Source organism: Mycobacterium gallinarum (assembly GCF_010726765.1).
Taxonomy (GTDB): Bacteria; Actinomycetota; Actinomycetes; order Mycobacteriales; family Mycobacteriaceae; genus Mycobacterium; species Mycobacterium gallinarum.
In genome coordinates this window covers 5,785,343-5,809,625 of the sequence record NZ_AP022601.1, presented here as the reverse complement: position 1 = coordinate 5,809,625, position 24,283 = coordinate 5,785,343, and the positions used below count along the sequence as shown (strand labels likewise).

General features: G+C 66.2%; 24 protein-coding genes and 1 pseudogene. 14 read left to right on the top strand and 11 right to left on the bottom strand.

Translation table 11 applies throughout. The features are described from left to right. Position 1 precedes the first annotated feature (1 nt). Complete coding sequence (locus G6N42_RS28690; protein WP_163736108.1) at positions 2-1,801, top strand: acetyl/propionyl/methylcrotonyl-CoA carboxylase subunit alpha; 1,800 nt, start codon at positions 2-4, stop codon at positions 1,799-1,801. A gap of 44 nt (positions 1,802-1,845) precedes the next feature. On the opposite strand, the pseudogene G6N42_RS28685 reads toward G6N42_RS28690, so the two are convergent. Both G6N42_RS28685 and G6N42_RS28680 read right to left on the bottom strand, forming a co-directional pair. Further along, a pseudogene (locus G6N42_RS28685) lies at positions 1,846-3,055 on the bottom strand (IS110 family RNA-guided transposase). A gap of 261 nt (positions 3,056-3,316) precedes the next feature. Continuing rightward, positions 3,317-4,015 (bottom strand): SDR family oxidoreductase, encoded by a 699-nt coding sequence (locus tag G6N42_RS28680; protein WP_163736105.1) that lies wholly within the window; start codon positions 4,013-4,015, stop codon positions 3,317-3,319. Between the two features lie 22 nt (positions 4,016-4,037). Here G6N42_RS28680 and G6N42_RS28675 point away from each other — a divergent pair, with 22 nt between their 5' ends. Further along, on the top strand, positions 4,038-4,367 hold the full coding sequence (locus tag G6N42_RS28675) for a hypothetical protein (RefSeq protein WP_163736103.1): 330 nt from the start codon (positions 4,038-4,040) through the stop codon (positions 4,365-4,367). A 16-nt stretch (positions 4,368-4,383) separates the two neighbouring features. Here G6N42_RS28675 and G6N42_RS28670 read toward each other — a convergent pair whose 3' ends face one another. Next, complete coding sequence (locus tag G6N42_RS28670) at positions 4,384-4,920, bottom strand: nucleotidyltransferase family protein (RefSeq protein WP_163736100.1); 537 nt, start codon at positions 4,918-4,920, stop codon at positions 4,384-4,386. A 264-nt stretch (positions 4,921-5,184) separates the two neighbouring features. Between G6N42_RS28670 and G6N42_RS28665 the strand changes: the two genes are divergently transcribed. Then, complete coding sequence (locus tag G6N42_RS28665; RefSeq protein ID WP_163736097.1) at positions 5,185-5,628, top strand: STAS domain-containing protein; 444 nt, start codon at positions 5,185-5,187, stop codon at positions 5,626-5,628. Here the strand turns inward: G6N42_RS28665 and G6N42_RS28660 are convergent. Next, positions 5,599-6,321, bottom strand: a complete 723-nt coding sequence (locus G6N42_RS28660) for an RNA polymerase sigma factor SigF (RefSeq protein WP_410506649.1) — start codon at positions 6,319-6,321, stop codon at positions 5,599-5,601. The genes G6N42_RS28665 and G6N42_RS28660 overlap by 30 nt on opposite strands. 62 nt (positions 6,322-6,383) lie before the next feature. Beyond that, a complete protein-coding gene (locus tag G6N42_RS28655; RefSeq protein ID WP_163736090.1) occupies positions 6,384-6,818 on the bottom strand; it encodes an ATP-binding protein in 435 nt (144 codons plus the stop codon). 121 nt (positions 6,819-6,939) lie between these two features. On the opposite strand from G6N42_RS28655, the gene G6N42_RS31010 reads away from it, so the two are divergent. The 4 genes from G6N42_RS31010 (at position 6,940) to mbp1 (ending at position 8,819) form a co-directional block, all read left to right on the top strand. Continuing rightward, positions 6,940-7,107, top strand: a complete 168-nt coding sequence (locus G6N42_RS31010; RefSeq protein ID WP_174262188.1) for a hypothetical protein — start codon at positions 6,940-6,942, stop codon at positions 7,105-7,107. Between the two features lie 81 nt (positions 7,108-7,188). Beyond that, positions 7,189-8,205 (top strand): DNA topoisomerase IB, encoded by a 1,017-nt coding sequence (locus tag G6N42_RS28650; RefSeq protein ID WP_163736087.1) that lies wholly within the window; start codon positions 7,189-7,191, stop codon positions 8,203-8,205. A 76-nt stretch (positions 8,206-8,281) separates the two neighbouring features. Next, positions 8,282-8,479 (top strand): hypothetical protein, encoded by a 198-nt coding sequence (locus G6N42_RS28645; RefSeq protein WP_163736084.1) that lies wholly within the window; start codon positions 8,282-8,284, stop codon positions 8,477-8,479. 103 nt (positions 8,480-8,582) lie between these two features. After that, positions 8,583-8,819, top strand: coding sequence for a microaggregate-binding protein 1 (gene mbp1, locus G6N42_RS28640; protein WP_163736082.1), 237 nt, complete (start codon positions 8,583-8,585; stop codon positions 8,817-8,819). A gap of 63 nt (positions 8,820-8,882) precedes the next feature. On the opposite strand, the gene usfY is transcribed toward mbp1, so the two are convergent. Further along, a complete protein-coding gene (gene usfY / locus G6N42_RS28635; protein ID WP_163736079.1) occupies positions 8,883-9,191 on the bottom strand; it encodes a protein UsfY in 309 nt (102 codons plus the stop codon). Positions 9,192-9,375: 184 nt separating this feature from the next. Continuing rightward, entirely contained in the window at positions 9,376-9,747 is a 372-nt protein-coding gene (locus G6N42_RS28625) for a hypothetical protein (RefSeq protein ID WP_163736075.1), read from the bottom strand. Positions 9,748-9,902: 155 nt separating this feature from the next. Between G6N42_RS28625 and G6N42_RS28620 the strand changes: the two genes are divergently transcribed. Further along, positions 9,903-10,493 carry a restriction endonuclease gene (locus tag G6N42_RS28620; protein ID WP_163736072.1) on the top strand — a complete coding sequence of 197 codons (591 nt, stop codon included), beginning with the start codon at positions 9,903-9,905 and terminating at the stop codon, positions 10,491-10,493. Here the strand turns inward: G6N42_RS28620 and lat are convergent. Beyond that, on the bottom strand, positions 10,490-11,839 hold the full coding sequence (gene lat, locus G6N42_RS28615; protein WP_163736069.1) for an L-lysine 6-transaminase: 1,350 nt from the start codon (positions 11,837-11,839) through the stop codon (positions 10,490-10,492). The genes G6N42_RS28620 and lat overlap by 4 nt on opposite strands. A gap of 52 nt (positions 11,840-11,891) precedes the next feature. Next, the gene (locus G6N42_RS28610) at positions 11,892-12,344 is read right to left on the bottom strand and encodes an Lrp/AsnC family transcriptional regulator (RefSeq protein WP_163736067.1); all 453 of its coding nucleotides are present in this window, start codon (positions 12,342-12,344) and stop codon (positions 11,892-11,894) included. A 30-nt stretch (positions 12,345-12,374) separates the two neighbouring features. Here G6N42_RS28610 and hglS point away from each other — a divergent pair, with 30 nt between their 5' ends. The 5 genes from hglS (at position 12,375) to nei2 (ending at position 21,315) form a co-directional block, all read left to right on the top strand. Further along, positions 12,375-13,577, top strand: a complete 1,203-nt coding sequence (gene hglS, locus G6N42_RS28605; RefSeq protein ID WP_163736063.1) for a 2-oxoadipate dioxygenase/decarboxylase — start codon at positions 12,375-12,377, stop codon at positions 13,575-13,577. Continuing rightward, positions 13,574-15,148, top strand: coding sequence for an L-piperidine-6-carboxylate dehydrogenase (gene amaB / locus G6N42_RS28600; RefSeq protein ID WP_163736060.1), 1,575 nt, complete (start codon positions 13,574-13,576; stop codon positions 15,146-15,148). The genes hglS and amaB overlap by 4 nt, the downstream gene beginning before the upstream one ends. A gap of 123 nt (positions 15,149-15,271) precedes the next feature. Next, entirely contained in the window at positions 15,272-15,913 is a 642-nt protein-coding gene (locus G6N42_RS28595; RefSeq protein ID WP_163736055.1) for a TetR/AcrR family transcriptional regulator, read from the top strand. A gap of 32 nt (positions 15,914-15,945) precedes the next feature. After that, positions 15,946-20,550 carry an ATP-dependent helicase gene (locus G6N42_RS28590; RefSeq protein ID WP_163736051.1) on the top strand — a complete coding sequence of 1,535 codons (4,605 nt, stop codon included), beginning with the start codon at positions 15,946-15,948 and terminating at the stop codon, positions 20,548-20,550. Between the two features lie 6 nt (positions 20,551-20,556). Further along, the gene (gene nei2 / locus G6N42_RS28585; RefSeq protein ID WP_163736048.1) at positions 20,557-21,315 is read left to right on the top strand and encodes an endonuclease VIII Nei2; all 759 of its coding nucleotides are present in this window, start codon (positions 20,557-20,559) and stop codon (positions 21,313-21,315) included. 3 nt (positions 21,316-21,318) lie between these two features. Here the strand turns inward: nei2 and G6N42_RS28580 are convergent, their stop codons facing one another. Both G6N42_RS28580 and G6N42_RS28575 read right to left on the bottom strand, forming a co-directional pair. Continuing rightward, a complete protein-coding gene (locus tag G6N42_RS28580; RefSeq protein ID WP_163736045.1) occupies positions 21,319-22,422 on the bottom strand; it encodes a fatty acid desaturase family protein in 1,104 nt (367 codons plus the stop codon). A 28-nt stretch (positions 22,423-22,450) separates the two neighbouring features. After that, complete coding sequence (locus G6N42_RS28575; protein WP_163736042.1) at positions 22,451-23,500, bottom strand: ferredoxin reductase; 1,050 nt, start codon at positions 23,498-23,500, stop codon at positions 22,451-22,453. A gap of 69 nt (positions 23,501-23,569) precedes the next feature. Between G6N42_RS28575 and G6N42_RS28570 the strand changes: the two genes are divergently transcribed. Next, positions 23,570-24,253 carry a TetR family transcriptional regulator gene (locus G6N42_RS28570; protein WP_163736039.1) on the top strand — a complete coding sequence of 228 codons (684 nt, stop codon included), beginning with the start codon at positions 23,570-23,572 and terminating at the stop codon, positions 24,251-24,253. Positions 24,254-24,283 lie beyond the last annotated feature (30 nt).

Genomic DNA, 24,283 nt, shown 5'->3' with positions numbered 1-24,283 from the left:
AGTGGCAAGTCACGCCAGCTCAAAGATCTCCAAGGTGCTCGTCGCCAATCGCGGGGAAATCGCGGTCAGGGTGATCCGGGCAGCCAAGGATGCCGGGCTTGCAAGCGTGGCCGTGTACGCCGAACCCGACGCCGACGCACCGCACGTGCGGCTTGCCGACGAAGCGTTCGCACTCGGCGGCCAGACCTCAGCCGAGTCCTACCTCGTCTTCGAGAAGCTGTTGGAGGCGGCCGAGAAGTCCGGCGCGAACGCGATCCATCCCGGCTACGGATTCCTCTCGGAGAACGCCGATTTCGCTCAGGCCGTGCTCGACGCCGGCCTGATCTGGATCGGCCCCAGCCCGCAGTCCATCCGTGATCTCGGCGACAAGGTCACCGCCCGGCACATCGCCGCGCGCGCCGAGGCGCCACTGGTCCCGGGAACCCCCGACCCGGTCAAGGACGCCGACGAGGTCGTTGCGTTCGCCAAAGAGTACGGCGTACCGGTGGCCATCAAGGCAGCGTTCGGCGGCGGCGGCCGCGGCATGAAGGTCGCCCGCACGATCGAAGAGATCCCGGAGTTGTTCGAGTCGGCCACCCGTGAGGCCGTCGCGGCGTTCGGCCGCGGTGAGTGTTTCGTCGAGCGCTACCTGGACAAGCCGCGCCACGTGGAGGCTCAGGTCATCGCCGACACGCACGGCAACGTCGTCGTCGCAGGCACCCGCGACTGCTCGCTGCAGCGCCGCTTCCAGAAGCTCGTCGAGGAGGCGCCCGCGCCGTTCCTGACCGACGCGCAGCGCAAGGAGATCCATGAGTCGGCCAAGCGGATCTGCAAGGAGGCCGGCTACTACGGCGCAGGCACCGTCGAATACCTCGTCGGCCAGGACGGGCTGATCTCATTCCTGGAGGTGAACACCCGCCTGCAGGTCGAGCATCCGGTCACCGAGGAGACCGCGGGCATCGACCTGGTCCTGCAGCAGTTCAAGATCGCCAACGGCGAGGCACTGGACATCACCGAGGATCCGACGCCGCGCGGGCACGCGATCGAGTTCCGCATCAACGGCGAGGACGCCGGCCGCGGCTTTCTGCCCGCGCCCGGCCCGGTCACCCGGTACGACATCCCCACTGGTCCCGGTGTGCGGCTGGACTCCGGCGTCGAGGCCGGTTCGGTGATCGGCGGCCAGTTCGACTCGATGCTGTCGAAGCTGATCGTGTCCGGCGCCACCCGCGAGGAGGCGCTGGCCCGCTCGCGCCGTGCGCTGGCCGAGTTCCATGTCGAGGGCTTGGCGACGGTCATCCCGTTCCACCGCGCCGTGGTGTCGGACCCGGCGTTCATCGGTGACGGCGAGAAGTTCGACGTGCACACCCGGTGGATCGAAACCGAGTGGGACAACACCGTCGAACCGTTCACCGGCGGTGAAGCGATCGAAGAGGAAGACACCATTCCGCGGCAGTCGGTCGTCGTCGAGGTGGGAGGCCGGCGCATCGAGGTGTCGCTGCCCGGCGATCTGGCCATCGGCGGTGGCGGTGGCGCACCGGCGGGCGGCGGCGTCGTCCGCAAGAAGCCCAAGGCACGCAAGCGTGGTTCGCACGGCGGCGCGGCGGCATCCGGCGATTCGGTGACCGCACCGATGCAGGGCACCGTGGTCAAGGTGGCCGTCGAAGAGGGTCAGGAGGTCGCTTCGGGCGACCTCGTGGTGGTCCTCGAGGCGATGAAGATGGAGAACCCGGTCACCGCGCACAAGGACGGCGTCATCACCGGCCTCGCGGTCGAGCCAGGTGCGGCCGTCACGCAGGGCACGGTGCTCGCCGAGATCAAGTAGGCCTCAGCCGGGAATCGCGCTAGACATCCCAGGGCCGTAAGTTGTCAAGCAGCTGCGGGCGTGCGGTGTGTCCAGGCTTTGTGTTCGTCGTAGAGCGTTTGGTGGCGTAGGCAGCCGTGGAGGATGCCGACGAGTCGGTTGCCGAGGGCGCGTAGGGCTTGATGGTGGGTATCGCCATTTCCGCGGTGCTGGTCATAGAAGGTGCGGGCACCACGACTTCGGGTCAGCGCGCAGAAGGCCCATTGATCGAGGGCGTCGTAGAGCCGTTTGTTGCGAACATGGCGGGCCAGCACAACTCGTTTTCGGCCCGACGCGATGGTCAATGGTGAGGTTCCGGCGTAGTTCTTGCGACACTTGGCAGTGCGGTATCGGTTCGGGTCGTCCCCGAACTCACCGAGCACCGGGCGCCGAGCACAACACCAAGTCCTGGCAGGGAGCGGTAGATGTCGGCGTCCGGGTGTTTCTCAAAATGGTCGGCCAGCACGGTCTCGAGTTCGGCGATCTGGGTGTTCAGTGCTGCAATGACATGAACCGCGGCCGTCGTGGTCGTCCCGAAAGCGCTGGCTATGGCAGGGGATGCGGTGAGGTGCTCGCGGCGCAAGATGGTTTGAATCTCGATAGCACGTGTGTCGATATTGCGTTGTCGGCCAGCAGCTTTGAGTGCCGATCCGATCTTCGACAGGCTCAACCGGGCGCCCTGTTCAGGAGTGGGTGCGCGGCCCAAGACAGCCAACGCGTCACCGTCGGTGAGTGAATCGAAGGCCTCCAAGGCTGCGGGTAGTACTCCCGCAGCCCGCTACGCAGCATGTTGGCGTGCCGAGTGCGTGCCCAGATCAGGCTCTGATGAGTGCGGGCCAGCACCTTGATCGCCTCGGCGTCTGAGGTGTCTCCGGCGATCTGGCGGTGGTTGTGCCGGTCGGTGCGAACCAGGTCGGCGAGCAGCTTGGCGTCTCCGGCATCAGATTTCGCACCCGAGACGTGATGACGGTCGCGGTAGCGGGCCGCGGCCATCGGGTTGATCGCCCACACCCGATAACCCGATGCCGCCAACGCCGAAACCCACAGGCCACGATCGGTCTCGATGCCGATCACCACCTGGTCGGGTTCCTCAGCGTGACGGGCAACCAGCTCATGCAAGTCCCGGATGCCAGACAAGCCCTCGGATAATCGCCGGGCTGCCAATCGTTGGCCGGCCTCGTCCATCAGATACACATCGTGATGGTCTTCGGCCCAGTCGTCGCCGACGAAGATCATCAATGCCACCTCCTCGCGGTCGTCGTTGACTCACATTGAGCCCGAGGACACCCGGCGGCGGACTAATGGATCAGTGCTCGTATTGGCACGACATCCCATCAGCGCTTCAAGCGACCTCACCGAACCGACCGGGGCACGATCTAGCGCTAGGAATCAGACATTCATCCCCGTCAGACATAGTGCTCACCGGTCAGCGGCTCGACGATCAGCGTCCCGCGACCACGAACTCAAACTCGTCAACGCCACGCCGATCGACTCCCATTAGTCGGACGTGACGAGGCTGTTGCGCTGCAGCGGCGTGCCGAAGTAGCCGGCCTCGGGGTCGACGACGACGGTCTTGGTGTCGTCGCCCTGCCGGGCCAACGTGTCGCGGGCCATCTGCTCGAACGGGATCTTCTGCGGCCCACCGATGTTCACGACACCGTTGAGCGGTCCGCCGACGGCGGCGCGCGCGACGTCGGATGCGACCCTGTCCGCAGGAATGGGCTGAATCAGCGCATCGGGAACGCGCACCTCGTCGCCGACGGTCATCGATCCGGTGATGGCGTCGGTGAACTCGGCGAACTGCGTGGCGCGCACGATGGTGTAGGGCATGCCGGATTGACCGAGCAGCTTCTCCTGCGCGACCTTGGCCCGCATGTACCCGCTGAGCGGCAGACCGTCCACACCGACGATCGACAGCACGACATAGTGTCCGACCCCGGCGTTCTTCGCGGCTGCAACCACATTCGCCGTCGCCGTGGTGAAGAACTCCAACACCGGCCCGTCTTCGAACGACGGAGAATTCGTGACGTCGACGAGCGCGTCGGCCCCGGCCAGCGCCTCCCCGAGCCCGTCGCCGGTGAGGACATCCACACCAGATCCACGCGATGCCGCGACGACATCGTGCCCGTCAGCCTCGAGTAGCGCCACCACCTTGGTGCCGATCAGACCGCTGGCACCGATCACTGTGATCCTCACAGGCCATGCCTACCATCGACAGGTGGAGCCCGTGGAGATTAATGCCGGCGCTTGGTATCTGCGCGCATTGCGTGAGGACGAGTTCATGGACGACCGCCCCGCGCTCGCGGCAATGGGCGAGTCCGATCCGGGCCATGTGGCGCGCTGTACGGCGCGATGGGCCTCCGACACCGGGTACACGTGGGCGGTCTGCGAACCGACGACCGGTGAGATGTTGGCCGAGGTGAGTATCGATCCGGCGGCCGGCACTCTGCGGTCCAGAGCGCGCGACGGTCACCACGACGCCGTCGCGGTGGCCGAGCAGTCGGTGCGACGCTTCGCGATGGCGATGCTGGGGCTGACGATCCCCTGATCCGATCGGCGGCCGATCACGGGGAATCGATGTCGCGGCCGGTCGCCAGGTCAGCGCAGTCCACAGCGGCGACGTCTGGGCGCGCCGAGAGAAACGCGCGCGCGCCCTCGTCGCCGCGCAGTCCTCGGAGTAGTTCGGTCCAGTGCCGGTTGGCGATGACGACGGGGTGGCCGGGCGTGTCGCCGAAGTACGCGCGCGCGAGGCCCGACGTCGATGATCGCGCCGCGGCCAGCACGCGGTCCACCACTTCGGCGCCTACGTCGGGGGTGTCGACGGTGTGCAGCACCGCGAAGTCGGCCTCGACGGCCGACAGACCCGTACGCAAGGATGTGGATAACCCGTCTGACCAGTCAGTCGCGATGACGGCGCGGGCGGGAGCAGGCACATCGACGATCGCCGCGCCCAGCACGACGACCACGTCGTCGCACCCGCCATGGTGTAACGCCGCCACCGCTGATCTCAGCCACTCACCTTGTGCAGCAAGCACTTTGGGCATACCGAAGCGCGCGCCCGCCCCGGCGGCGAGCAAAATACCGGCGGCCGTGGTCGACATGTCGACAAGTGTGGGTCCACCAGGCGTTTCATACAAACGCGCGCCGAGTCCAACGCCGTGAACTGGACTTATGACGTCCGCGTCATTCACGTTGTCGTTTTCGATCGTGAGGCGTAGGGTTCAAATCAGGTTGAAATCACAGCCAGCTGCAAACGTCATCGACGTGCAGGGCTGTGGCCCTGCAGCCAGGCTTTCAAAAGCGCAGGGCCCAATTTGACGTGAGCCACAGTACGAATCGATGTATTCACCACTGATGGAGTCACAATGTCTACCCGAACACACGATGCTCCGACGCCACCGGAGTCTTTGATCGAGCGCGCCGAGTCGCACTCGGCCCATTTCGCGACCCGTTCGCTACCGCCGAACACCGCGGTGGTCACGGCGCACGGCGAGATCGACGCAGCGAACGCGAACGCGCTCGTCGACTACGCGCTGCGACACGGCGATCGCATTAACCGATTGGTGCTCGACTTGAGCGGCGTCGATTTCTTTGGCACATCCGGCTTTTCGGCGCTGCACACACTCAACGTGCGCTGCGCCGACGAATCCATCACCTGGGCTTCAGTGCCCAGCCCGGCGGTCACGAGGCTGGTACGGATCTGCGATCCGGATTCGCTTCTGCCGTTCTTCGGCGGCGTCGACACCGCTCTGTCGGCGGTTCAGGGTGAGCCGCCCCGCCTACTGCAGTTGGTCCCTCAGCCGCGCTAGAGATTTCGCAAGCAACCGGGATACGTGCATCTGCGAGATACCTACCCGTTCGGCGATCTGGGTCTGCGTGAGCGATTCGAAGAAGCGCAGCAGCAGAACCGTTCGTTCTCGTTCGGGCAACGCTGCAAGCAAGGGCCGCAACGCTTCTCGGTTCTCGATCTGGTCTAGTCCCAGATCGACGTCGCCGATCGTGTCGGCGATCGCGGGCGCGTCCTCGTTACCTCCGCCGCCACTGTCGATGGACAGCGTGTTGTAGGAGCTGCCCGCCACCAGACCCTCGACGACCTCGTCGCGGTCCATCTCCAGTTCGATGGCCAGTTCCGAGGCTGTGGGTGCGCGGCCGAGTCGCTGAGACAGTTCAGCTGTGGCGGCGCCCAGCCGCAGGTGCAGCTCTTTGAGCCGGCGGGGCACCTTGACCGACCAGCTGTTGTCCCGGAAGTGTCGCCGGACCTCGCCCATGATCGTCGGCACCGCGAACGACACGAAGTCCGATCCGGCGTTCACGTCGAAGCGGATGACCGCGTTCACCAGGCCGACACGGGCGACCTGGACGAGATCGTCGCGGGACTCGCCGCGCCCGTCGAACCGGCGGGCGATGTGGTCGGCCAACGGCAGGCAACGTTCCACGATGCGGTCTCGCTGTCGCTGGAAGGCCGCGCTGTCTTGAGGTACGCCCTCGAGTTCGCGAAACATGTCCGCGACATCCGCGTACTCAGAGTTCGATCGCGACGACGAACCCTGTGACGTCGAAGGGCTCACTGCAACGAGCTCGCTCGCCTTGTCGTCATCGAGATCCCGAAGACCTGTCCTTCCTCAGGGCCCTGCCCGTCCTGGAAAGTCTGTACATCGTCGGTCAGTGAGCTCAGCACGTGCCAGCTGAAGCTACCGGGGGCCAGGATGTCGGGGCTCTTGCATGGCGCCGATGCGTGGATGACGACCGCGTCGTCACGCGGATCGACGACGAGCAGCAGTGTGGAATCGGGGACCGCGCAGCGAATGAGGCGCGTACACGCTTCGTCGACTGCCAACCGCAGATCGGCGACGGAGTCGAAGTCCAGATCCTCGTATGTGGCGACCGCCGCCACGAGCGTGCGCAGCACTGCAAGATTTTCCAGTGTGGCGGCGACCCGAAGTTCGACCGACCCGGCGTTCCGTAGATGCCCGTTCTTCGTGTTGGCAACGTCGGCCATTTGACCTCCCGGCAATATCGAAGCGAGGTTACCCCAGGTCCGCTCCCGGCTAACCACGGGCGTTCCCGCGAACAGTCGGTACCAAAGTGTGGCATGCGCTCAGGCCGGGTAAACCCCGGTCATGAAGTACATGGGGTCGCGCAGCCGGCTCGGCGACGCAGACACGGGCGGCACCCGGGGACTGCGCCGAGTCATCGTGACTGCCGGACTGGTCCTGTTGGCGTTGATCTTGATCTTGGTGGCGATATATGCCGGGGCGTTCCTCATCCTCGCGCCGATGATGCAGTGATGCCGCAGATGAGCCTGTCCAGCGTGGTCGGTGATTCGCCATGGTCCACGTCCCTTACCCTCGCGTGGTCGTCCGCCAAACATGCGGCTTCGTCGTAGCGATCTCCGTGGCCCCGGACTGCGCCGAGTCCGGCGCGGCCGCGGGTTCTCCTTTTACGACGCCAACGGTGCGTCGATCACCGATGCCACGACGCTCGAGCGCATCAAAGGGCTTGTGATCCCTCCGGCTTGGAAGAGGGTGTGGATCTGCCCTCATCCCAACGGCCACATCCAGGCGGTGGGAACAGACGCCGCAGGCCGGCGCCAGTACCTCTACCACCAGAAGTGGCAGCAGGACCGGAACGAGGAGAAATTCGACCGGGCCCTGGACATGTCGGCGGCGCTACCCGACATGCGGCGCCAGATCGCATCGGACCTGAGCGGGCGGGGGCTCACCCGCGATCGGGTGATCGCTCTGGCGCTGCAACTGCTCGATCTCGGCTACTTCCGTTCGGGGTCAGAACAGTACGTCGAGGAGAACAACTCCTTTGGCCTCGCGACGTTGCTTTGCGAACATGTGACGCTGCAGAGTGGCGCGGTTGAGTTCGACTATCCGGCCAAGAGTGGCGTTCGCCGCACCCTGCTGATCGAGGATCCTGAGGTCGTCAGGTCGGTGCGTTCGCTGATGCGCAGACCGCATCGCGGCGAGCGGTTGCTGGTGTGCCGCAACGGTTCCGGGTGGACCGACCTGCACGCCGACGATCTCAACAGCCGGTTCAAGGAACTCGTCGGCGACGAGTACACCGTCAAGGATCTACGCACTTGGCACGGCACGGTGCTGGCGGCGGCGGCATTCGTGGACGCCGATCCGCCGGAGAACAAGTCCGTGATCAAGCGCGTGGAATCGGCGGTCATGAAAGAGGTCGCCGAGGAACTCGGCAATACCCCGGCGGTGGCGCGCCGCTCTTACGTGGATCCCCGCGTCGTCGAGGGGTATGAATCTGGCCTGACTATCGCGACCGCCGCCAAGCGCGCCGCGAAGACCCGAGCCCCAGCCAAGCGGCAAGAGATTCTGGACCGCAGCACCGCACGGCTGATCCGCAAGGTCGCAAAGAGCTAGCGCCGGGGCCGTAGGAGACCAAAAACTCAAGCACCAAATCGTTTTCGGATCCGGGACGAGGGTATCCTCGAGCATCATGCGCGACGATCAAGACCTCCCCTACGACATTCCCGATGCCGACGCCGCCGACCAACTACGGCCGGTGAGCGAGCCGGGTCTGGACGAGGAAGCAACTGCCGAGCCGCCAGGCGAATTGCCCCTCGAGGCCGCCGCCGCCGACTGGCAGGAACAGCTGGAAACGGTTGACATCGACCCCGAAGACGATCGCGTTTAGCGTCCACAGGCCCGGGTAACCCTTGGATCGCGGGGCGATCCCCGCGGCCCCACGCTCAAGAAGTGGGCTGGACCGATTCCACTACATAGCGGAAAGGCAACGTATGACTGAGAAGAACAGTGGCCCCGAAGAAGGCATCAAGGGCGTCGTCGAAGGCGTCAAGGGCAAGGCGAAGGAAGCTGTCGGCACCGTGACCGGCCGTGACGACATGGTCCGCGAGGGCGAAGCCCAGCAGGACAAGGCCGACGCCCAGCGGGACGCCGCCAAGAAGGAAGCCGAAGCTGAATCCGCACGCGGCGGAGCCAAGGCAGCCGAGGAGCGTCAGAAAGCCGAGCAGTAGCCTCAAATTCTCCACGGAAAAGGCCCCAGCCAACCGGCTGGGCCTTTTTCGCTTTCGTGCGTCCTAACTACTTGGTCGCTGACGCAGGGCATCGGGATGCTCTGCGTACCAACGGTCTTCGATTCGCCGCACCCTCAGGTGCTCGATCATCAGCCATCCGCCGCCGGCGACGAATCCGACGCCGGCGAAAGAAGCCAGCATCAGCCCGACGTCATGGTGCTTGGTGGCGAATGCCGCCAGGCATGAGACGAACAGCACCAGGGCCACTCCTATCAGGATGAGCCCCGGCATGATTTTGTTGTCTTTCATTGACTCCCCGGCATGCGGGCGTGTGGTTCGCGCATGGTCGACGGGATCCTTTGGGCCTTTCATCGGTACTCCTCTCTAGGCATACCTGTGGCCGCCCTAAATGGGCTGATTCAACGGTAGAACTACCCGGCTCCGCTGTGGGAGAAACGAACATCGCAGACATGCTCGGCCATCAACTCGCTGCTGGATGGTGCCGGGCTGGGCTTGAGGCTGCACACGAGTGCAACCGCCGTCAGCGGCTGATCCGTCATCCTCCGAACACCGCAGGTCCGGCCAGCGACGGCAGGCTCATGGTCAGCACCAACAGCATCATCGTCAGCAGGAGCCAGCCGACGCCCTGCCATGCCCACCACGTTTCCTGCCTGCGCCACGTCTGGTACGTGCGGAAGAAGGCGCGCAGCCCGCCGAACAGCAGGATGACGGGTGCCCCGAGGGCAAGCAGAGTTCGCTGGGGTGCCCCGCACGCAACCGTGTCAGCCGTCGCGCCGCTGCAGTTACTCACCCAGACGGCGGCGGTGAACAGGAACGCAATGCCTGCCACCGCGAAAGCCGCGCCGAAACGCACAGCATCACGCACGTTGGCGTCGTCTTGTCGCACACGCTCAGGGCTTTGGTACACGGCCGGACTCTCCCGAAAGTCACCGATGGGAACGGGTAGAAGATTCCCTGCGCGTTGAACTGGTAAACCCGAGATCCGGCGGATCTCGTCCCGGGTCGCGGCGACGGGATCGACGCTTTCGCATATCGGACTGCGTGCGGCGTGGCTGGTAACCGATGTCGGCGCGCGCCCCTACCATTCGCCGCGTGGCGCTGAAGTGGCAATTGCTCGCCGCGGGCTGCCTCGGCGTGGCCGCCTGGATGCTGGGCGTGACGCCGGGGTGGAGCCTGGTGGTCGCCGCGGCGGCTCCGTTGGTCATCGTCGCGGCGCCACACTTCATCCGCGGCGCGATCCACGGCATCAGTACCCCGCATCCACGCGAGGATGTGACAGCCGCGATGTCAGGAACGGAGTTCGAGGACTACGTTGCACGGATCGCGCGGTCCAGCGGGGCGCCGGTGATCATGACGTCGACCACCGGCGACTGGGGCGTCGACATCGTCGTCGGCTGGCGCCCCAATCGCGTTGCCATTCAATGCAAACGACAGGCGCGACCCGTCGGCGCGGGCGCGATCCAGGAGGTCGTCGCGGGTGCGCCGATGCACGACTGCGCCAGCACCATGGTGGTCACGAACCACGAATTCACCCCTGCCGCACGCAAACTGGCGGAGCTTCACGGTTGCGAACTGGTCGGCGGCTCCGATCTGCCCCGCCTGCGGGCGGTCATCCGACGCCTCACAGCGCCCACCACACCGACCGAGGTTTAGCGCAGCGCGTCGCGCACCGCGTCGACCGCGGTGTCGATCTCTGGGCGCGATACCGTCAGCGCGGGCCGGAACCGCACGCTGTCCGGTCCGCTGGCGAGCATGATCACGCCGCGGTCCCACAACTTGCCGATCAGCTCGTCGCGCAGCGCCGCGCTGGGCAGGCTGAAGGCGCACATCAGACCGCGTCCTCGAACGTCGAGCACCAAGTCTGGAAATTCCTCGGCGAGCTCAGCGAGCCGATCGAGCAGGTATCGACCCGCATGGGCGGCCCGGATCATCAGCTGGTCGGACTCGATGACCTCGAGGATGCGCCGAGAGCGCACCATGTCGACGAGGTTGCCGCCCCACGTCGAGTTGATCCGGGAGCTGACCGCGAACACGTTGTCGGGCACCTCGTCGACACGGCCGCCGGCCATGACGCCGCACACCTGCGTCTTCTTGCCGAATGCGACCACATCGGGCGCAACCCCCAATTGCTGGTACGCCCAAGGGGTTCCGGTCATTCCGCAGCCCGTCTGCACCTCGTCGAAGATCAACAGTGCGTCGAATTCGTCGCACAGGTCACGCATCGCTGCGAAGAACTGCGGCCGGAAATGGCGGTCACCGCCCTCACCCTGGATGGGCTCGGCGATGAAGCACGCGATGTCGTGCGGGTGGGCCTCGAACGCCGTTCGGGCCTGGCGAAGCGACTCCGCCTCGAGGGCATCCATGGCTTTATCGTCCAAGCCGGGCCGGGTAAACGGCGCGTCGATGCGCGGCCAGTCGAACTTCGGGAAACGGGCGACCTTGTTGGGGTCGGTGTTGGTCAGCGAGAGCGTGTAGCCGCTGCGGCCGTGGAAGGCGCCGCGCAGATGCAGCACCTTGGAACCGAGGGCGGGGTCGATCCCATTCGCCTCGTTGTGCCTGCTCTTCCAATCGAACGCGACCTTCAACGCGTTCTCGACGGCCAGCGCTCCCCCGTCGACGAAGAACAGGTGAGGCAGCGCCGGGTCGCCGAGCACGCGCGCGAAGGTCGACACGAAACGCGCCATCGGCACCGAGTAGATGTCGGAGTTGCTGGGTTTGTTGACCGCCGCCTGGGCGAGTTCGGCGCGGAAGTCCTCGTCATTCGCGAGCGCCGGATGGTTCATCCCGAGGGCCGACGACGCGAAGAACGTGAACATGTCGAGGTAGCGCTTGCCGGTACGGGCGTCGACCAGGTACGAGCCGGAAGAGCGGTCGATGTCGAGAACGAGGTCCATACCGTCGGCCAGGATGCTGCGGGCCAGCACGTTGTGGACGTCGTCCGGACGGACCAGCGAGGCCGCGGAGACATCTTGGGCAGAGTGCGTCAGGACAGCGGTCATAAGCCCATATTAACAGAAGTTTTACGGTCAAATGACCTATGAGCCGTAACTATTACGGCACGTAGTCGCGCCCGTCGTAAAAAGTCTGTAAGATGACGGTGCTTCGGGTACGTACGTTCGCCGCTGTGCGTATCTGTTGCAGTAAGTCTTCGAGCGCCCGCGGGGTCTCGACACGCACGAGCAGGATGTAGCTCTCCTCGCCGGCCACCGAATAGCACGACACGATCGCGTCGATGTGTTCGAGCCGCGCAGGAGCATCATCGGGTTGAGAGGGATCGAGAGGAGTGATGGCCACGAACGCCGACAGCATCTTCCCGACGGCTTCGGGGTTGATTCTCGCCGTGTATCCCGTCACAACGCCGCGCGACTCCAGTCTTCGGACACGGGACTGGACCGCCGACACCGAAAGTCCAGCGGTTTCCGCGAGGTGCGCCAGCGTTGCGCGTCCGTCGGCCACCAACTCACGCGCCAGCACACGGTCGATGTCGTCGAGCGGTTCGCTCATGGCGGCACTGTATCCGAGCAGAGCCGCAAAATGACGGCACGCGTTCAAACCTGGCAGTTGCGTGCGGAGTTCGCCGCCGCGCTCTCTCGGCTGTACGCCGCCGAGGTACCGATGTACTCGACTCTCGTCGAGGTCAGCGCCGAGGTGAACCGCGAACTGGACGCGACCGAACGGGTGATCGTCGAGCGTCACGGCGCGATCCGGGTCGGCAACCCGCGCGAACTCGCCGACGTCGCGGACCTGTTCGCCGCCTTCGGAATGTTCCCGGTCGGCTTCTATGACTTGCGCGACGCGGGGTCCCCCGTGCCGGTGGTATCGACGGCGTTTAGGCCGATCGATTCAGACGACTTGGAGCACAACCCATTTCGGGTGTTCACCTCGATGCTGGCCACAGCCGACGAAAGGTTCTTCGCCCCTGACCTGCGCATGCGTGTGGAGCGGTACCTCGCCGACAGGCAGCTGTTCGATCCCGCGCTGATCGCCGAGGCGCGGCGCATCGCGTCCGACGCAGGCACCGATCGCGACAGCGCCGACCGGTTCATCGCCGCCGCGGTCGACGCGTTCGCCCTGTCACGTGAGCCGATCGACCGGGCGTGGTACGACGAGTTGGCCCACGTATCCGCGGTCGCCGCCGACATCGCCGGGGTGCGAACCACACACATCAATCACCTGACGCCGCGGGTGCTCGACATCGACGAACTGTACGTACGAATGTCGCGGCGGGGCATCGAGATGATCGATGCGATTCAGGGCCCCCCGCGATGCGACGGGCCCGCCGTGCTGCTGCGGCAGACGTCTTTTCGCGCGCTTTCCGAACCGAGACGTTTCCGCGACGATGATGGGCAGGTATCCGAGGGCACGTTGCGCGTGCGCTTCGGGGAGGTCGAATCGCGCGGCGTCGCGTTGACCGCCGAGGGCAGACGACGCTACGACCAGGCGATGGCTGAAACCGACCCGGCAGCGATGTGGAACACGTACTTCCCCGCCACCGACGAGGCCATGGCAGCCTCGGGCCTGGCCTATTACCGCGGCGGAGATCCGTCGAAACCGGTTGCCTACGAGGATTTTCTACCCGCGTCAGCAGCCGGGATCTTCCGCTCCAACCTCGATTCCGATGCGCACGCCGCAGACGAGGCGGACAGTTCGCAGTACAGCCTGAGTTGGATGGCCGGACAGATCGGCCACCACATCCACGATCCGTACGAGCTCTACGAGAAAGCGGCATCACAATGACGACCATGCAGAAATCCCAGCTGCCAACGGCCGATGCGCTGCGCACCCGCGTACGCGAGGCACTGACGGCCGTGGGCTCACCCGCCGAATTAGGTGAGCCGGGCGGCCACGGAGCCGGGAGGCCGGCGACATCCAGCTCACGCCTGCAGGCCAGCACCCCGATCACCGGCGACGTGCTGTTCACGATCACCGAGACCAGCCTGGAACAGGCCGATGCGGCCATTGCCGAAGCCGCGCAGGCATTTACAACATGGCGGACGACGCCGGCGCCGGTCCGCGGCGCGTTGGTCGCACGCCTTGGCGAGCTGCTGGTCGAGCACAAGGCCGATGTCGCGGCGCTCGTCACTCTCGAGGCGGGCAAGATCACGTCCGAGGCGCTCGGTGAGGTGCAGGAGATGATCGACATCTGCCAGTTCGCCGTTGGACTCTCGCGTCAGCTCTACGGCAAGACCATCGCGTCCGAACGCCCGGGGCACCGGCTGATGGAGACCTGGCATCCGCTGGGCGTGGTCGGGGTCATCACCGCGTTCAACTTTCCGGTGGCGGTCTGGGCCTGGAACACGGCGATCGCACTGGTCTGTGGTGACACGGTGGTGTGGAAGCCTTCGGAGCTGACGCCGCTGACGGCGCTGGCGTGCCAGGCGCTGATCGAGCGCGCGGCCGACGATGTGGGTGCGCCGCGGGAGGTCAGCCGGCTGATCCAGGGTGGCCGCGAGGTCGGCGAGCGCCTGGTCGACGATCCCCGGGTGGCCCTGCTGTCGGCGACTGGTTCCGTGCGGATGGGTCAGCAGGTCGGGCCGCGGGTGGCTCAGCGATTCGGCAAGGTGTTGCTCGAGCTGGGCGGGAACAACGCCGCGATCGTCACGCCGTCGGCCGATCTGGATCTCGCGGTGCGCGGCATCGTGTTCTCCGCCGCGGGCACCGCCGGACAGCGATGCACGACGATGCGACGGCTGATCGTGCACTCGTCGGTCGCCGACGAACTCGTCGGCCGGATCGTGGCGGCCTACCGGCAGCTGCCGATCGGTGAGCCGACGGCCGACGGCACGTTGGTCGGTCCGCTGATCCACGAGACCGCCTACCGCGACATGGTCCGGGCACTCGAGCAGGCACGCGCCGACGGTGGCGAGGTGTTCGGGGGCGAGCGCCACGAACTGGGCGACGACAGCGCCTACTACGTCGCGCCGGCCGTCGTCCGCATGCCCGCGCAGACCGAGGTGGTGCACTCCGAGACGTTCGCTCCGATCCTCTATGTGCTGACCTACGACGAGTTGGACGACGCGATCGCGATGAACAATGCGGTGCCGCAAGGTCTTTCGTCGTCGATCTTCACGATGGACATGCGTGAGGCGGAACGCTTCATGGCCGCCGACGGTTCGGACTGCGGCATCGCCAACGTCAACATCGGCACGTCGGGCGCCGAGATCGGCGGCGCCTTCGGTGGCGAGAAGCAGACCGGCGGCGGGCGCGAGTCGGGCTCGGATTCGTGGAAGGCGTACATGCGTCGAGCCACCAATACCGTCAACTACTCGTCGGAGCTGCCGCTGGCCCAGGGTGTGCACTTCGGCTGAGGCGGCGGCCGCGCGCGAACGTGGGTTACCCGCACAAGAAAAGCGACATTGGCGTGACGCAAGCCCACTCTCGCGATGGCGGGGCTCATGCACTGTTGTACATATGTCAACTAAGATGGCCTGATGGCTGTACCCCGACGGCGGCTGTCTCCCGACGAGCGCCGCGCCGAACTTCTCACCTTGGGCGCCGAGGTGTTCGGGCAGCGACCCTATGACGACGTCCGCATCGACGAGATCGCCGAGAAGGCCGGCGTCTCCCGCGCGCTGATGTACCACTATTTCCCCGACAAGCGGGCATTCTTCGCCGCGGTGCTGCGCGCCGAGAGTGAACGGCTCTTCGAGGCGACGAACACACCGCCCAGCCCTGACCTCAGTCTGTTCAACCAGCTGCGGGAAGGCGTCATCGCCTACCTGCGCTACTACGAGCAGAACCCGAACGTCGCCTGGGCGGCCTACGTCGGCGCAGGCCGCTCCGACCCCGTCCTGCGCGGCATCGAGGACCTCGACAACGACCGCCAGGCCGACCGTATCGTCGCCGGCTTCGGAGGTGACCAGCTGGACTCCAAGGTCGAGCGCGACCTGCGTGTGGTGGTCTACGGGTGGTTGGCCTTCACTCTCGAAATGTGCAGGCAACGGATGATGGACCCCTCGATCGACATCGACGTCGTCGCCGACGCGTGTGCGCATGCCCTGCTCGATATGGTCGCCCGGGTTCCTGGGATTCCCGAAGCGCTGGCAGAAACCGTCGCGGCCGCACGTCCCTGACAGTTGTCGGTGCCCTGCTGCACGATGGCTAGATGAGCACCAGTCCCCTTGCCCGGTTCAGCGGGCTGACCCGCGACTGGTTCACGGGAACATTCGCCGAGCCGACCCCGGCGCAGACGCAGGCGTGGTCCGCCATCGCCGACGGCGACAACACACTGGTCATCGCCCCCACCGGCTCCGGCAAGACGCTCGCGGCGTTCCTGTGGGCGATCGACCGCCTCGCATCCTCAGAGCCCAGGCCCGCGTCAGCAGGCACGAGGGTCCTCTATGTATCGCCCCTCAAGGCGCTGGCCGTGGACGTGGAACGCAACCTGCGGACCCCGCTGACGGGCATCGGCCGCCTCGCCGAGCGCAGCGGGAGTCCCGCACCCCAGATCAGCGTCGGCGTTCGCTCCGGTGACACCACACCCGCCCAGCGCCGCGAGCTGATCACCCGGCCGCCGGACATCCTGATCACCACGCCGGAGTCGCTGTTCCTGATGCTCACCTCCGCGGCCCGCGAGACGCTCACCGAGGTGCAGACGGTCATCGTCGACGAAGTGCACGCCGTCGCGGCGACCAAGCGCGGCGCGCATCTGGCGCTGTCGCTGGAGCGGCTCGACCAGCTACTGAACCAGCCAGCGCAACGCATCGGATTGTCCGCCACGGTCCGCCCGCCCGAGGAGGTCGCGCGGTTCCTGTCCGGTCAGGCGCGCACCACCATCGTGGCGCCGCCCGCGGCCAAGACCTTCGACCTGACCGTGACGGTGCCCGTTCCCGATATGGCCAACCTCGAGAACAACACCATCTGGCCTGACGTCGAGGAACGCATCGTCGACCTGATCGAGACGCACAATTCGTCGATCGTCTTCGCCAACTCCCGGCGGCTAGCCGAGCGACTCACCTCGCGGCTCAACGAGATTCACGCCGAACGCACTGGCGCCGGCGTTTCCATGGAGCACAACCCGAAGGTGGGCGGCGGCTTCCCGGCACAGCTGATGGCCAGCGGCGCGTCGTTGGGCGCCCCGACACTGCTGGCCCGCGCGCACCACGGTTCGGTCAGCAAGGAGCAACGCGCACAGGTCGAGGACGATCTGAAGTCCGGCCGCCTGAAGGCCGTCGTCGCCACGTCCAGCCTGGAGTTGGGCATCGACATGGGCGCGGTTGATCTCGTGATCCAGGTCGAAGCACCGCCGTCGGTCGCCAGCGGGTTGCAGCGCATCGGCCGTGCGGGTCACCAGGTCGGCGAGATCTCCCAGGGTGTGCTGTTTCCCAAGCACCGCACGGATCTGATCGGATGTGCGGTCACCGTAAAGCGGATGCTCAGCGGCGACATCGAGACCATGCGGGTGCCGACCAATCCGCTCGACGTCCTCGCCCAGCACACCGTCGCGGCTTCGGCGCTCGAGCCGTTGGACGCCGACCGCTGGTTCGACGCGGTTCGCCGCAGCGCGCCCTTTGCGACGTTGCCGCGCAGCGCATTCGAGGCAACACTCGACTTGCTGTCCGGGAAGTATCCATCCACCGAGTTCGCCGAACTGCGTCCACGTCTGGTATACGACCGTGATGCGGGGACGTTGATCGCCCGGCCCGGTGCGCAGCGCCTGGCCGTGACGTCGGGCGGCGCGATCCCCGACCGCGGCCTGTTCACCGTCTATCTGGCCACCGATTCGGAAAAGCCCTCGCGGGTCGGTGAACTCGACGAGGAAATGGTCTACGAGTCGCGGCCCGGCGACATCATCTCTCTCGGTGCGACGAGCTGGCGCATCACCGAGATCACCCATGACCGGGTGCTGGTCGTTCCCGCGCCTGGGCAGCCCGCCCGGCTGCCGTTCTGGCGCGGCGACAGCGTCGGCAGACCGGCCGAACTCGGAGCGGCCGTCGGCGCGTTCACCGGTGAGCTGGCCCGACTCAGCCGTGATGAATTCGACGAGCGCTGCCAGACAATGGGTTTCGACGAGTACGCCGCCAACAATCTGTGGCAACTGCTCGACGAGCAGCGTCAGGCCACCACGGTGGTGCCGACGGACACGACGTTCGTGGTGGAGCGGTTCCGCGACGAACTGGGCGACTGGCGCGTCATCCTGCACTCCCCGTACGGATTGCGGGTGCACGGCCCACTCGCTTTGGCTGTCGCCCGGCGGTTGCGCGAACGCTACGGCATCGACGAGAAGCCGACCGCGTCCGACGACGGCATCATCGTGCGACTGCCCGATACCGAAGACACCGCGCCCGGTGCCGACCTCTTCGTCTTCGACGCCGACGAGATCGAACCCATCGTCACCGCGGAGGTCGGCGGCTCGGCACTGTTCGCATCGCGCTTTCGCGAATGTGCCGCCCGCGCACTGCTTCTCCCCCGCCGTCACCCCGGTAAGCGATCGCCCCTGTGGCACCAGCGGCAACGGGCCGCCCAGCTGCTGGACGTCGCACGCAAGTATCCGGACTTCCCGATCCTGCTGGAGGCGGTGCGCGAATGTCTGCAGGATGTGTACGACGTGCCGGCGCTGACGGAGCTGATGAACCGCGTCGCGCAGCGCCGGCTGCGGCTGGTCGAGGTCGAGACGACCACGCCGTCACCGTTCGCGGCGTCGCTGCTGTTCGGCTATGTCGGCGCATTCATGTACGAGGGCGACAGCCCGCTAGCCGAGCGGCGCGCCGCCGCGCTGTCCTTGGACAGCGTGCTGTTGGCCGAACTGCTCGGCCGGGTGGAGTTGCGCGAGCTGCTCGATCCGCAAGTCATCGCTTCGACCGCGAGGCAGTTGCAACATCTCAGCGACGACCGGCAGGCCCGCGACGCCGAAGGCGTGGCCGACCTGCTGCGGGTGTTGGGCCCACTCACGGAGGCCGAAATCGCCGAACGCTGCACCACGTCCGAGGTTGGCGGCTGGCTCGACGGGTTACTGGCCAGCAAGCGCGCGCTGAGGGTGACGTACGCCGACCAGACGTGGTGGGTGGCCGTCGAGGACATCGGGCTGCTGCGCGACGGGGTCGGGGTCGCCGTCCCGGTCGGGGTGCCGACGGCCTTCACCGAATCGGTCGACGATCCGCTGGGTGAACTGCTCGGCCGGTATGCCCGCACCCGCGGTCCGTTCACCACACATGACGCGGCGGCCCGGTTCGGTCTGGGCCTGCGGGTCACCGCGGATGTACTGGGCCGTATGGCGATCGACGGCAGGTTGATTCGCGGGGAGTTCACCGCCGGAGCCGCCCCGGCGGCGACATTCAACACAGCGTCCGATTCCAGCGAGTGGTGCGACTCCGACATCCTGAAAATCCTGCGCCGGCGATCGCTGGCCGCGCTGCGGGCGCAGGTCGAGCCGGTCAGTACCGCCGCCTATGGGCGCTTCCTGCCCGCGTGGCAGCAGGTCGGATCGACCCACAACAGCGGTGTCGACGGACTCGCGGCGGTCATCGATCAGTTGGCGGGAGTGCCGATTCCGGCCTCAGCGGTGGAGCCGTTGGTGTTCGGGCTGCGGGTGCGCGACTATCAGCCGGCGATGCTCGACGAGCTGCTGGCGTCCGGGGAGGTCACCTGGTCGGGTGCGGGACAGATCGGCGGCGGCGACGGGTGGATCGCCTTCCATCCGGCGGATTCGGCACCGATGACGCTCGCGGCGCCGACCGAAATCGAGTTCACGGACACGCACCGCCAGATCATGGAGACGCTTGGCGGCGGGGGCGCCTACTTTTTCCGCCAGCTATCCGATAACCCGGGCGACGAACTGAAACAGGCGCTGTGGGAACTGATCTGGGCCGGCTGGGTCAGCGGCGATACGTTCGCGCCGGTGCGGGCGATGCTGACGGGTCCCCGCCGCTCGTCGGGCCGCCGTGACTCACCGGCCCACCGCCAGCGTCAACGCCCGCCGCGGCTGAGTCGATACAGCGTCTCGCACGCGCAGACGCGCACCTCCGACCCCGTGGTGGCGGGCCGCTGGTCCGCGCTGCCGGCGGCCGAACCGGAGTCGACGGTGCGCGCACATTTTCAGGCCGACTTGCTGCTGGGCCGTCACGGCGTGCTGACCAAGGGCGCCGTCACATCCGAACAGGTGCCCGGCGGCTTTGCCATGCTGTACAAGGTGTTGACGGCATTCGAGGACGCCGGCCGGTGCCAGCGCGGGTACTTCGTCGAGTCCCTCGGGGGCGCCCAGTTCGCGGTGGCGTCGACGGTCGATAGATTGCGGTCCTACCTCGACGGCGTCGACCCCGATCACCGCGAATACCACGCGGTCGTGATGGCAGCCGCCGACCCGGCCAATCCGTACGGCGCAGCGCTGCCGTGGCCCACTCGCGCCACCTCTGACGAAGACGTCGCGCTGGGGGCACTCCCCTCGCAAGCTGGGGCCCCACCCGCTGGCGGGGGACGGCCGGGCCGTAAAGCCGGGGCGCTCGTCGCGCTGGTGGACGGTGAACTGGTGTGGTTCCTCGAACGCGGTGGACGCTCGCTGCTGAGCTTCACCGAGGATGCCGACGCGCACATCGCGGCCGCGGCCGCGCTGGCGGATCTGGTGAGCGCGGGGCGGGTGCAGTCGTTCCTCGTGGAAAAGGTGAACGGCGTGCCGGTGCTCGAACCGGGTGCGGGCGGTCAGCGGGGCGCCGTTCAGGATGCCCTGATCGGTGCCGGCTTCTCACGCACCCCGCGAGGACTCAGGTTGCGGTGACGGCCAATGCCTGAGGGTGACACCGTCTTTCGCGCTGCGACCAAGCTGCGGGAGGCGCTTGCCGGTAAGACACTCACACGGTGCGACGTGCGAGTTCCCAAGTTTGCGACGGTTGATCTGACGGGCTGCGTCGTGGACGAGGTGATCAGCAGGGGTAAGCATCTCTTCATCCGCGCCGGCGATGCGAGCATCCACTCGCACCTGAAAATGGACGGGGCCTGGCTGGTCGGCGGGCAGATCCGCCGTGTGCAGCCCCACAAGATCCGAATCATCCTGGAAACCGAGGATTCCCGCGCCGCAGGTATCGATCTCGGAGTGCTGGAGATTCTCAAACGCGACCATGACATGGACGTCGTCGCCCATCTCGGACCTGACCTGCTCGGCGACGACTGGGAACCGCGTATCGCTCGCGACAACCTGGTGGCCGACCCGCAGCGACCGCTCGCCGAGTCGCTGTTGGATCAGCGGGTGATGGCCGGCGTCGGCAACGTCTACGCCAACGAACTGTGCTTTGTCACCGGCTATCTGCCGACGACACCGGTGGGAGACGTCAAAGATCCGCTGCGCATGGTGCAACGGGCTCGTGACATGTTGTGGCTCAACCGCTCCCGGGTCAATCGCACCACGACCGGCGACACCCGAGGCGGTCGCGACCTCTGGGTCTATGGCCGGGTGGGACGTCCATGCCGGCGCTGCGGCACCCACATACAGTCGGACACCAGCGGAGACCGTGTCTCCTACTGGTGTCCGAACTGTCAGACGTAACGGCTAGCCCGGCAGTGCCAGCTTGAAGATCTTGCGCCAGACCGTAGCGATCTGCCGCGGCAGCGGTCCCGTGTTGTAGGGGATGCCGTAGCGCTTGCAGATCTCCTGCACCTCGGGCGCGATCTCGGCGTGACGGTGTGCCGGGATGTCAGGGAACAGATGGTGCTCGATCTGGAACGACAGGTTGCCGCTCAGGATGTGGAAGAGCTTGCCGCCGGTCAGGTTCGCAGATCCCAGGATCTGACGGAAGTACCACTGGCCACGCGTCTCGGCCTTGGTCTCCTCGATCGAGAACTCCTGCACGTCCTCGGGGAAGTGTCCGCAGAAGATGATCACATTGGACCAGACGTTGCGCATCAGGTTCGCCGTCATGTTCCCGGCGAACACCCATGGCGCGAACGGGCCGGCCAGCAGCGGGAACGCCACGTAGTCCTTGAGGGTCTGTTTCTTGGTCTTACGCCAGATCCCTTCGAGGATCTCGCGCTTGTCGGCGATCGAGATTTCGCCGGCGGTGATGCGTTCGGTCTCCAGTTCATGCAACGCGACGCCGTACTGGAACAGCACCATCAGCAGGAATGCCCACACGGGATTCCCGAGGAAGTACGGCTTCCACTTCTGGTCCTCGCTGATCCGCAGGATCCCGTAGCCCACATCGCGGTCCATGCCGACGATGTTGGTGTAGGTGTGGTGCATGTAGTTGTGCGAGTGCCGCCACTGGTCGGCCGGGCAGGCGGTGTCCCATTCGAAGTTCTTGCCCGCCAACGTCGGATCGCCGGTCCAGTCGTACTGGCCGTGCATGATGTTGTGGCCGATCTCCATGTTGTCGAGGATCTTCGAGATGCCCAGCATCGCTGTACCCGCGAGCCAGAACGGCGGGAAGATGCCGCCGAAGAGCATCGCACGGCCGGCGACCTCCAGACCGCGCTGCGCCTTGATGATCCGGCGGATGTAAGTGACGTCGCGCTCGCCGAGGTCGGCGATCACGCGGTCCTTCAGCGCGTCGAGTTCGCGGCCGAACGCGTCGGCCTGCTCTGGGGTCATGGTGACGGTCTTGCCGCCGACGGTTTTCGAGATGGTCTTCGGTTGTGCGGTGGTGGCTGTAGTCATGGCTTGTCCTTTCTTGTCCGTTTCGGATCTAAAGCGCGATGTCGACGTCGCCGACGGGGGCGGATACACAGATACGCACGTCTTCTGCTTCGCTACTGGATACGGTTCCGGTGATCAGGTTCTTGACGACGCCGCTGCTCTTGCGGCGGGTGCAGCTTCCGCAGATGCCCATCCGGCATCCGCTTTCCGGCGTGAGGCCTGCGGCCTCGGCCTGCTCGAGCAGTGGCCTGCCGTCGTCAGTCAGCTCGACACCGCTGTCGGTGAATGCGATTCGGCCGCCGGTATCGGCCGACGGGGTGAACACAGGTGGGACAAAGCTTTCGGACAACGCGTCCGGGAAGTGCGTCCGGACGGCATCTACGAGTGCCTGCGGACCGCACACGAAGACCGCGTCCGGCTCGGGCATCGCCGCGGCCAGATGGTCTGCGTCGAAATAGCCGGTGAGATCGCCCTGTCCGGCACGGGTGTAACCGTGCAAAACCCGAACGCCGGACATCGCGGCGAGCTCGTCTGCGTAGCAGGCTTCCTGCGCGTTGCGGGCGTAGTGGATGAAAGCGATCTCGCGATCCGATCCCTCGTTGCGCATCGTGCGCAGCATGGACATCACCGGGGTGATGCCGCTGCCGCCCGACACGAACAGAACGCGACGGGGCCGCACCGTCGGGAGCACGAAGTCCCCGCCCACGGAGTCCAGTCCGACGACCAAGCCCGGGCGGGCGTGGTCGCAGAGATAGGTGGACACCAGTCCGCCCTCGTGGCGGCCGACCGTGAGCTCGATATACGGGGAGCCTTCGGCACTGGCCGGAGAGTAGGGACGGGTGCGACGACGGCCGTCGATTTCGACGGTGAGGTTGATGTGCTGGCCGGCCTGAAAACCAGTGAACGCCTGATTCGGTTCCAGCGTCAGCGTGACGCTGCGGGGCGTCTGCCGACGCACCGAGATCACCTTGGCGCGGGCGTCTGACCGCGTCCAGGTCGGGTCGACCAGCTCGGTGTATCGATCCACGCCGTGGGGCCCGGTCAGCAACTCCAGAAGAGGCGACCGTCGCACGCGGCGTGTCAAAGTTTGAGTGAACATGTGTATACCGTGCGCCGTTCACAGGGGGCGCGTCAATAGATTCGTGCAGGTTGTGGTAGGTTTCACAAAGTGAACAACCGTACGCCCAGTTCACGAACGAGCCGTTCGAGCAGGTCAAGCAAGTCACGGTCCCGCGACACCCTCTCCAGGGAGGAGCGCAAGGAGGCCACCCGGCGGGCGATCGTCGCCGCTGCCCTGCGCCTACTGGAGCAGCGCAGCTTCGCGGCGCTCAGTCTGCGCGAGGTGACTCGTGAGGCGGGCATCGTGCCTGCGGCCTTCTACCGCCACTTCGAGTCGATGGAAGCGCTGGGCCTCGTGCTCATCGACGAATCGTTCCGCGCCCTTCGCGACATGCTGCGCGGTGCGCGGGCGGGCAAGCTCGATCCGAACCGGGTCATCGAGTCGTCGGTGGATATCTTGATCGAGGGCGTCAACGAACGTCGCGAACACTGGCGTTTCATCGGCCGTGAGCGCTCCAGCGGCGTGACCGTGCTGAGGTACGCCATCCGTACCGAGATCCGTCTGATCACGTCGGAACTGGCGATCGATCTCGCCCGCTTCCCCGGGCTCAATGCGTGGAGCGGCGAGGATCTCAACATCTTGGCCAGCCTGTTCGTCAACGCGATGATCTCGATCGCGGAGTCCATCGAGGACGCCACCGACTCGGTCGCGCTCGACGAGATCAGGCGCATTGCGGTCAAGCAGCTACGGATGATCGTTGTGGGCGTGACCGGCTGGCGCAGCACCGTCTGAGGCCATCCGGCACGGGGCTAACGTGTCGCC

Bases quoted from the DNA above. Each gene is read 5' to 3' on its own strand.
- G6N42_RS28595 (WP_163736055.1), top strand. From the start codon at position 15,272: ATGGCTGTACCCCGACGGCGGCTGTCTCCCGACGAGCGCCGCGCCGAA.
- lat (WP_163736069.1), bottom strand. From the start codon at position 11,839: ATGACCGCTGTCCTGACGCACTCTGCCCAAGATGTCTCCGCGGCCTCG.
- G6N42_RS28645 (WP_163736084.1), top strand. From the start codon at position 8,282: ATGCGCGACGATCAAGACCTCCCCTACGACATTCCCGATGCCGACGCC.
- G6N42_RS28580 (WP_163736045.1), bottom strand. From the start codon at position 22,422: ATGACTACAGCCACCACCGCACAACCGAAGACCATCTCGAAAACCGTC.
- G6N42_RS28590 (WP_163736051.1), top strand. From the start codon at position 15,946: ATGAGCACCAGTCCCCTTGCCCGGTTCAGCGGGCTGACCCGCGACTGG.
- G6N42_RS28655 (WP_163736090.1), bottom strand. From the start codon at position 6,818: ATGGCCGACGTTGCCAACACGAAGAACGGGCATCTACGGAACGCCGGG.
- G6N42_RS28610 (WP_163736067.1), bottom strand. From the start codon at position 12,344: ATGAGCGAACCGCTCGACGACATCGACCGTGTGCTGGCGCGTGAGTTG.
- hglS (WP_163736063.1), top strand. From the start codon at position 12,375: ATGACGGCACGCGTTCAAACCTGGCAGTTGCGTGCGGAGTTCGCCGCC.
- nei2 (WP_163736048.1), top strand. From the start codon at position 20,557: ATGCCTGAGGGTGACACCGTCTTTCGCGCTGCGACCAAGCTGCGGGAG.
- G6N42_RS28650 (WP_163736087.1), top strand. From the start codon at position 7,189: ATGCGGCTTCGTCGTAGCGATCTCCGTGGCCCCGGACTGCGCCGAGTC.
- mbp1 (WP_163736082.1), top strand. From the start codon at position 8,583: ATGACTGAGAAGAACAGTGGCCCCGAAGAAGGCATCAAGGGCGTCGTC.
- usfY (WP_163736079.1), bottom strand. From the start codon at position 9,191: ATGAAAGGCCCAAAGGATCCCGTCGACCATGCGCGAACCACACGCCCG.
- G6N42_RS28670 (WP_163736100.1), bottom strand. From the start codon at position 4,920: ATGTCGACCACGGCCGCCGGTATTTTGCTCGCCGCCGGGGCGGGCGCG.
- G6N42_RS28665 (WP_163736097.1), top strand. From the start codon at position 5,185: ATGTCTACCCGAACACACGATGCTCCGACGCCACCGGAGTCTTTGATC.
- amaB (WP_163736060.1), top strand. From the start codon at position 13,574: ATGACGACCATGCAGAAATCCCAGCTGCCAACGGCCGATGCGCTGCGC.
- G6N42_RS28575 (WP_163736042.1), bottom strand. From the start codon at position 23,500: ATGTTCACTCAAACTTTGACACGCCGCGTGCGACGGTCGCCTCTTCTG.
- G6N42_RS28660 (WP_410506649.1), bottom strand. From the start codon at position 6,321: ATGTTTCGCGAACTCGAGGGCGTACCTCAAGACAGCGCGGCCTTCCAG.
- G6N42_RS28620 (WP_163736072.1), top strand. From the start codon at position 9,903: ATGTCGGCGCGCGCCCCTACCATTCGCCGCGTGGCGCTGAAGTGGCAA.
- G6N42_RS31010 (WP_174262188.1), top strand. From the start codon at position 6,940: ATGAAGTACATGGGGTCGCGCAGCCGGCTCGGCGACGCAGACACGGGC.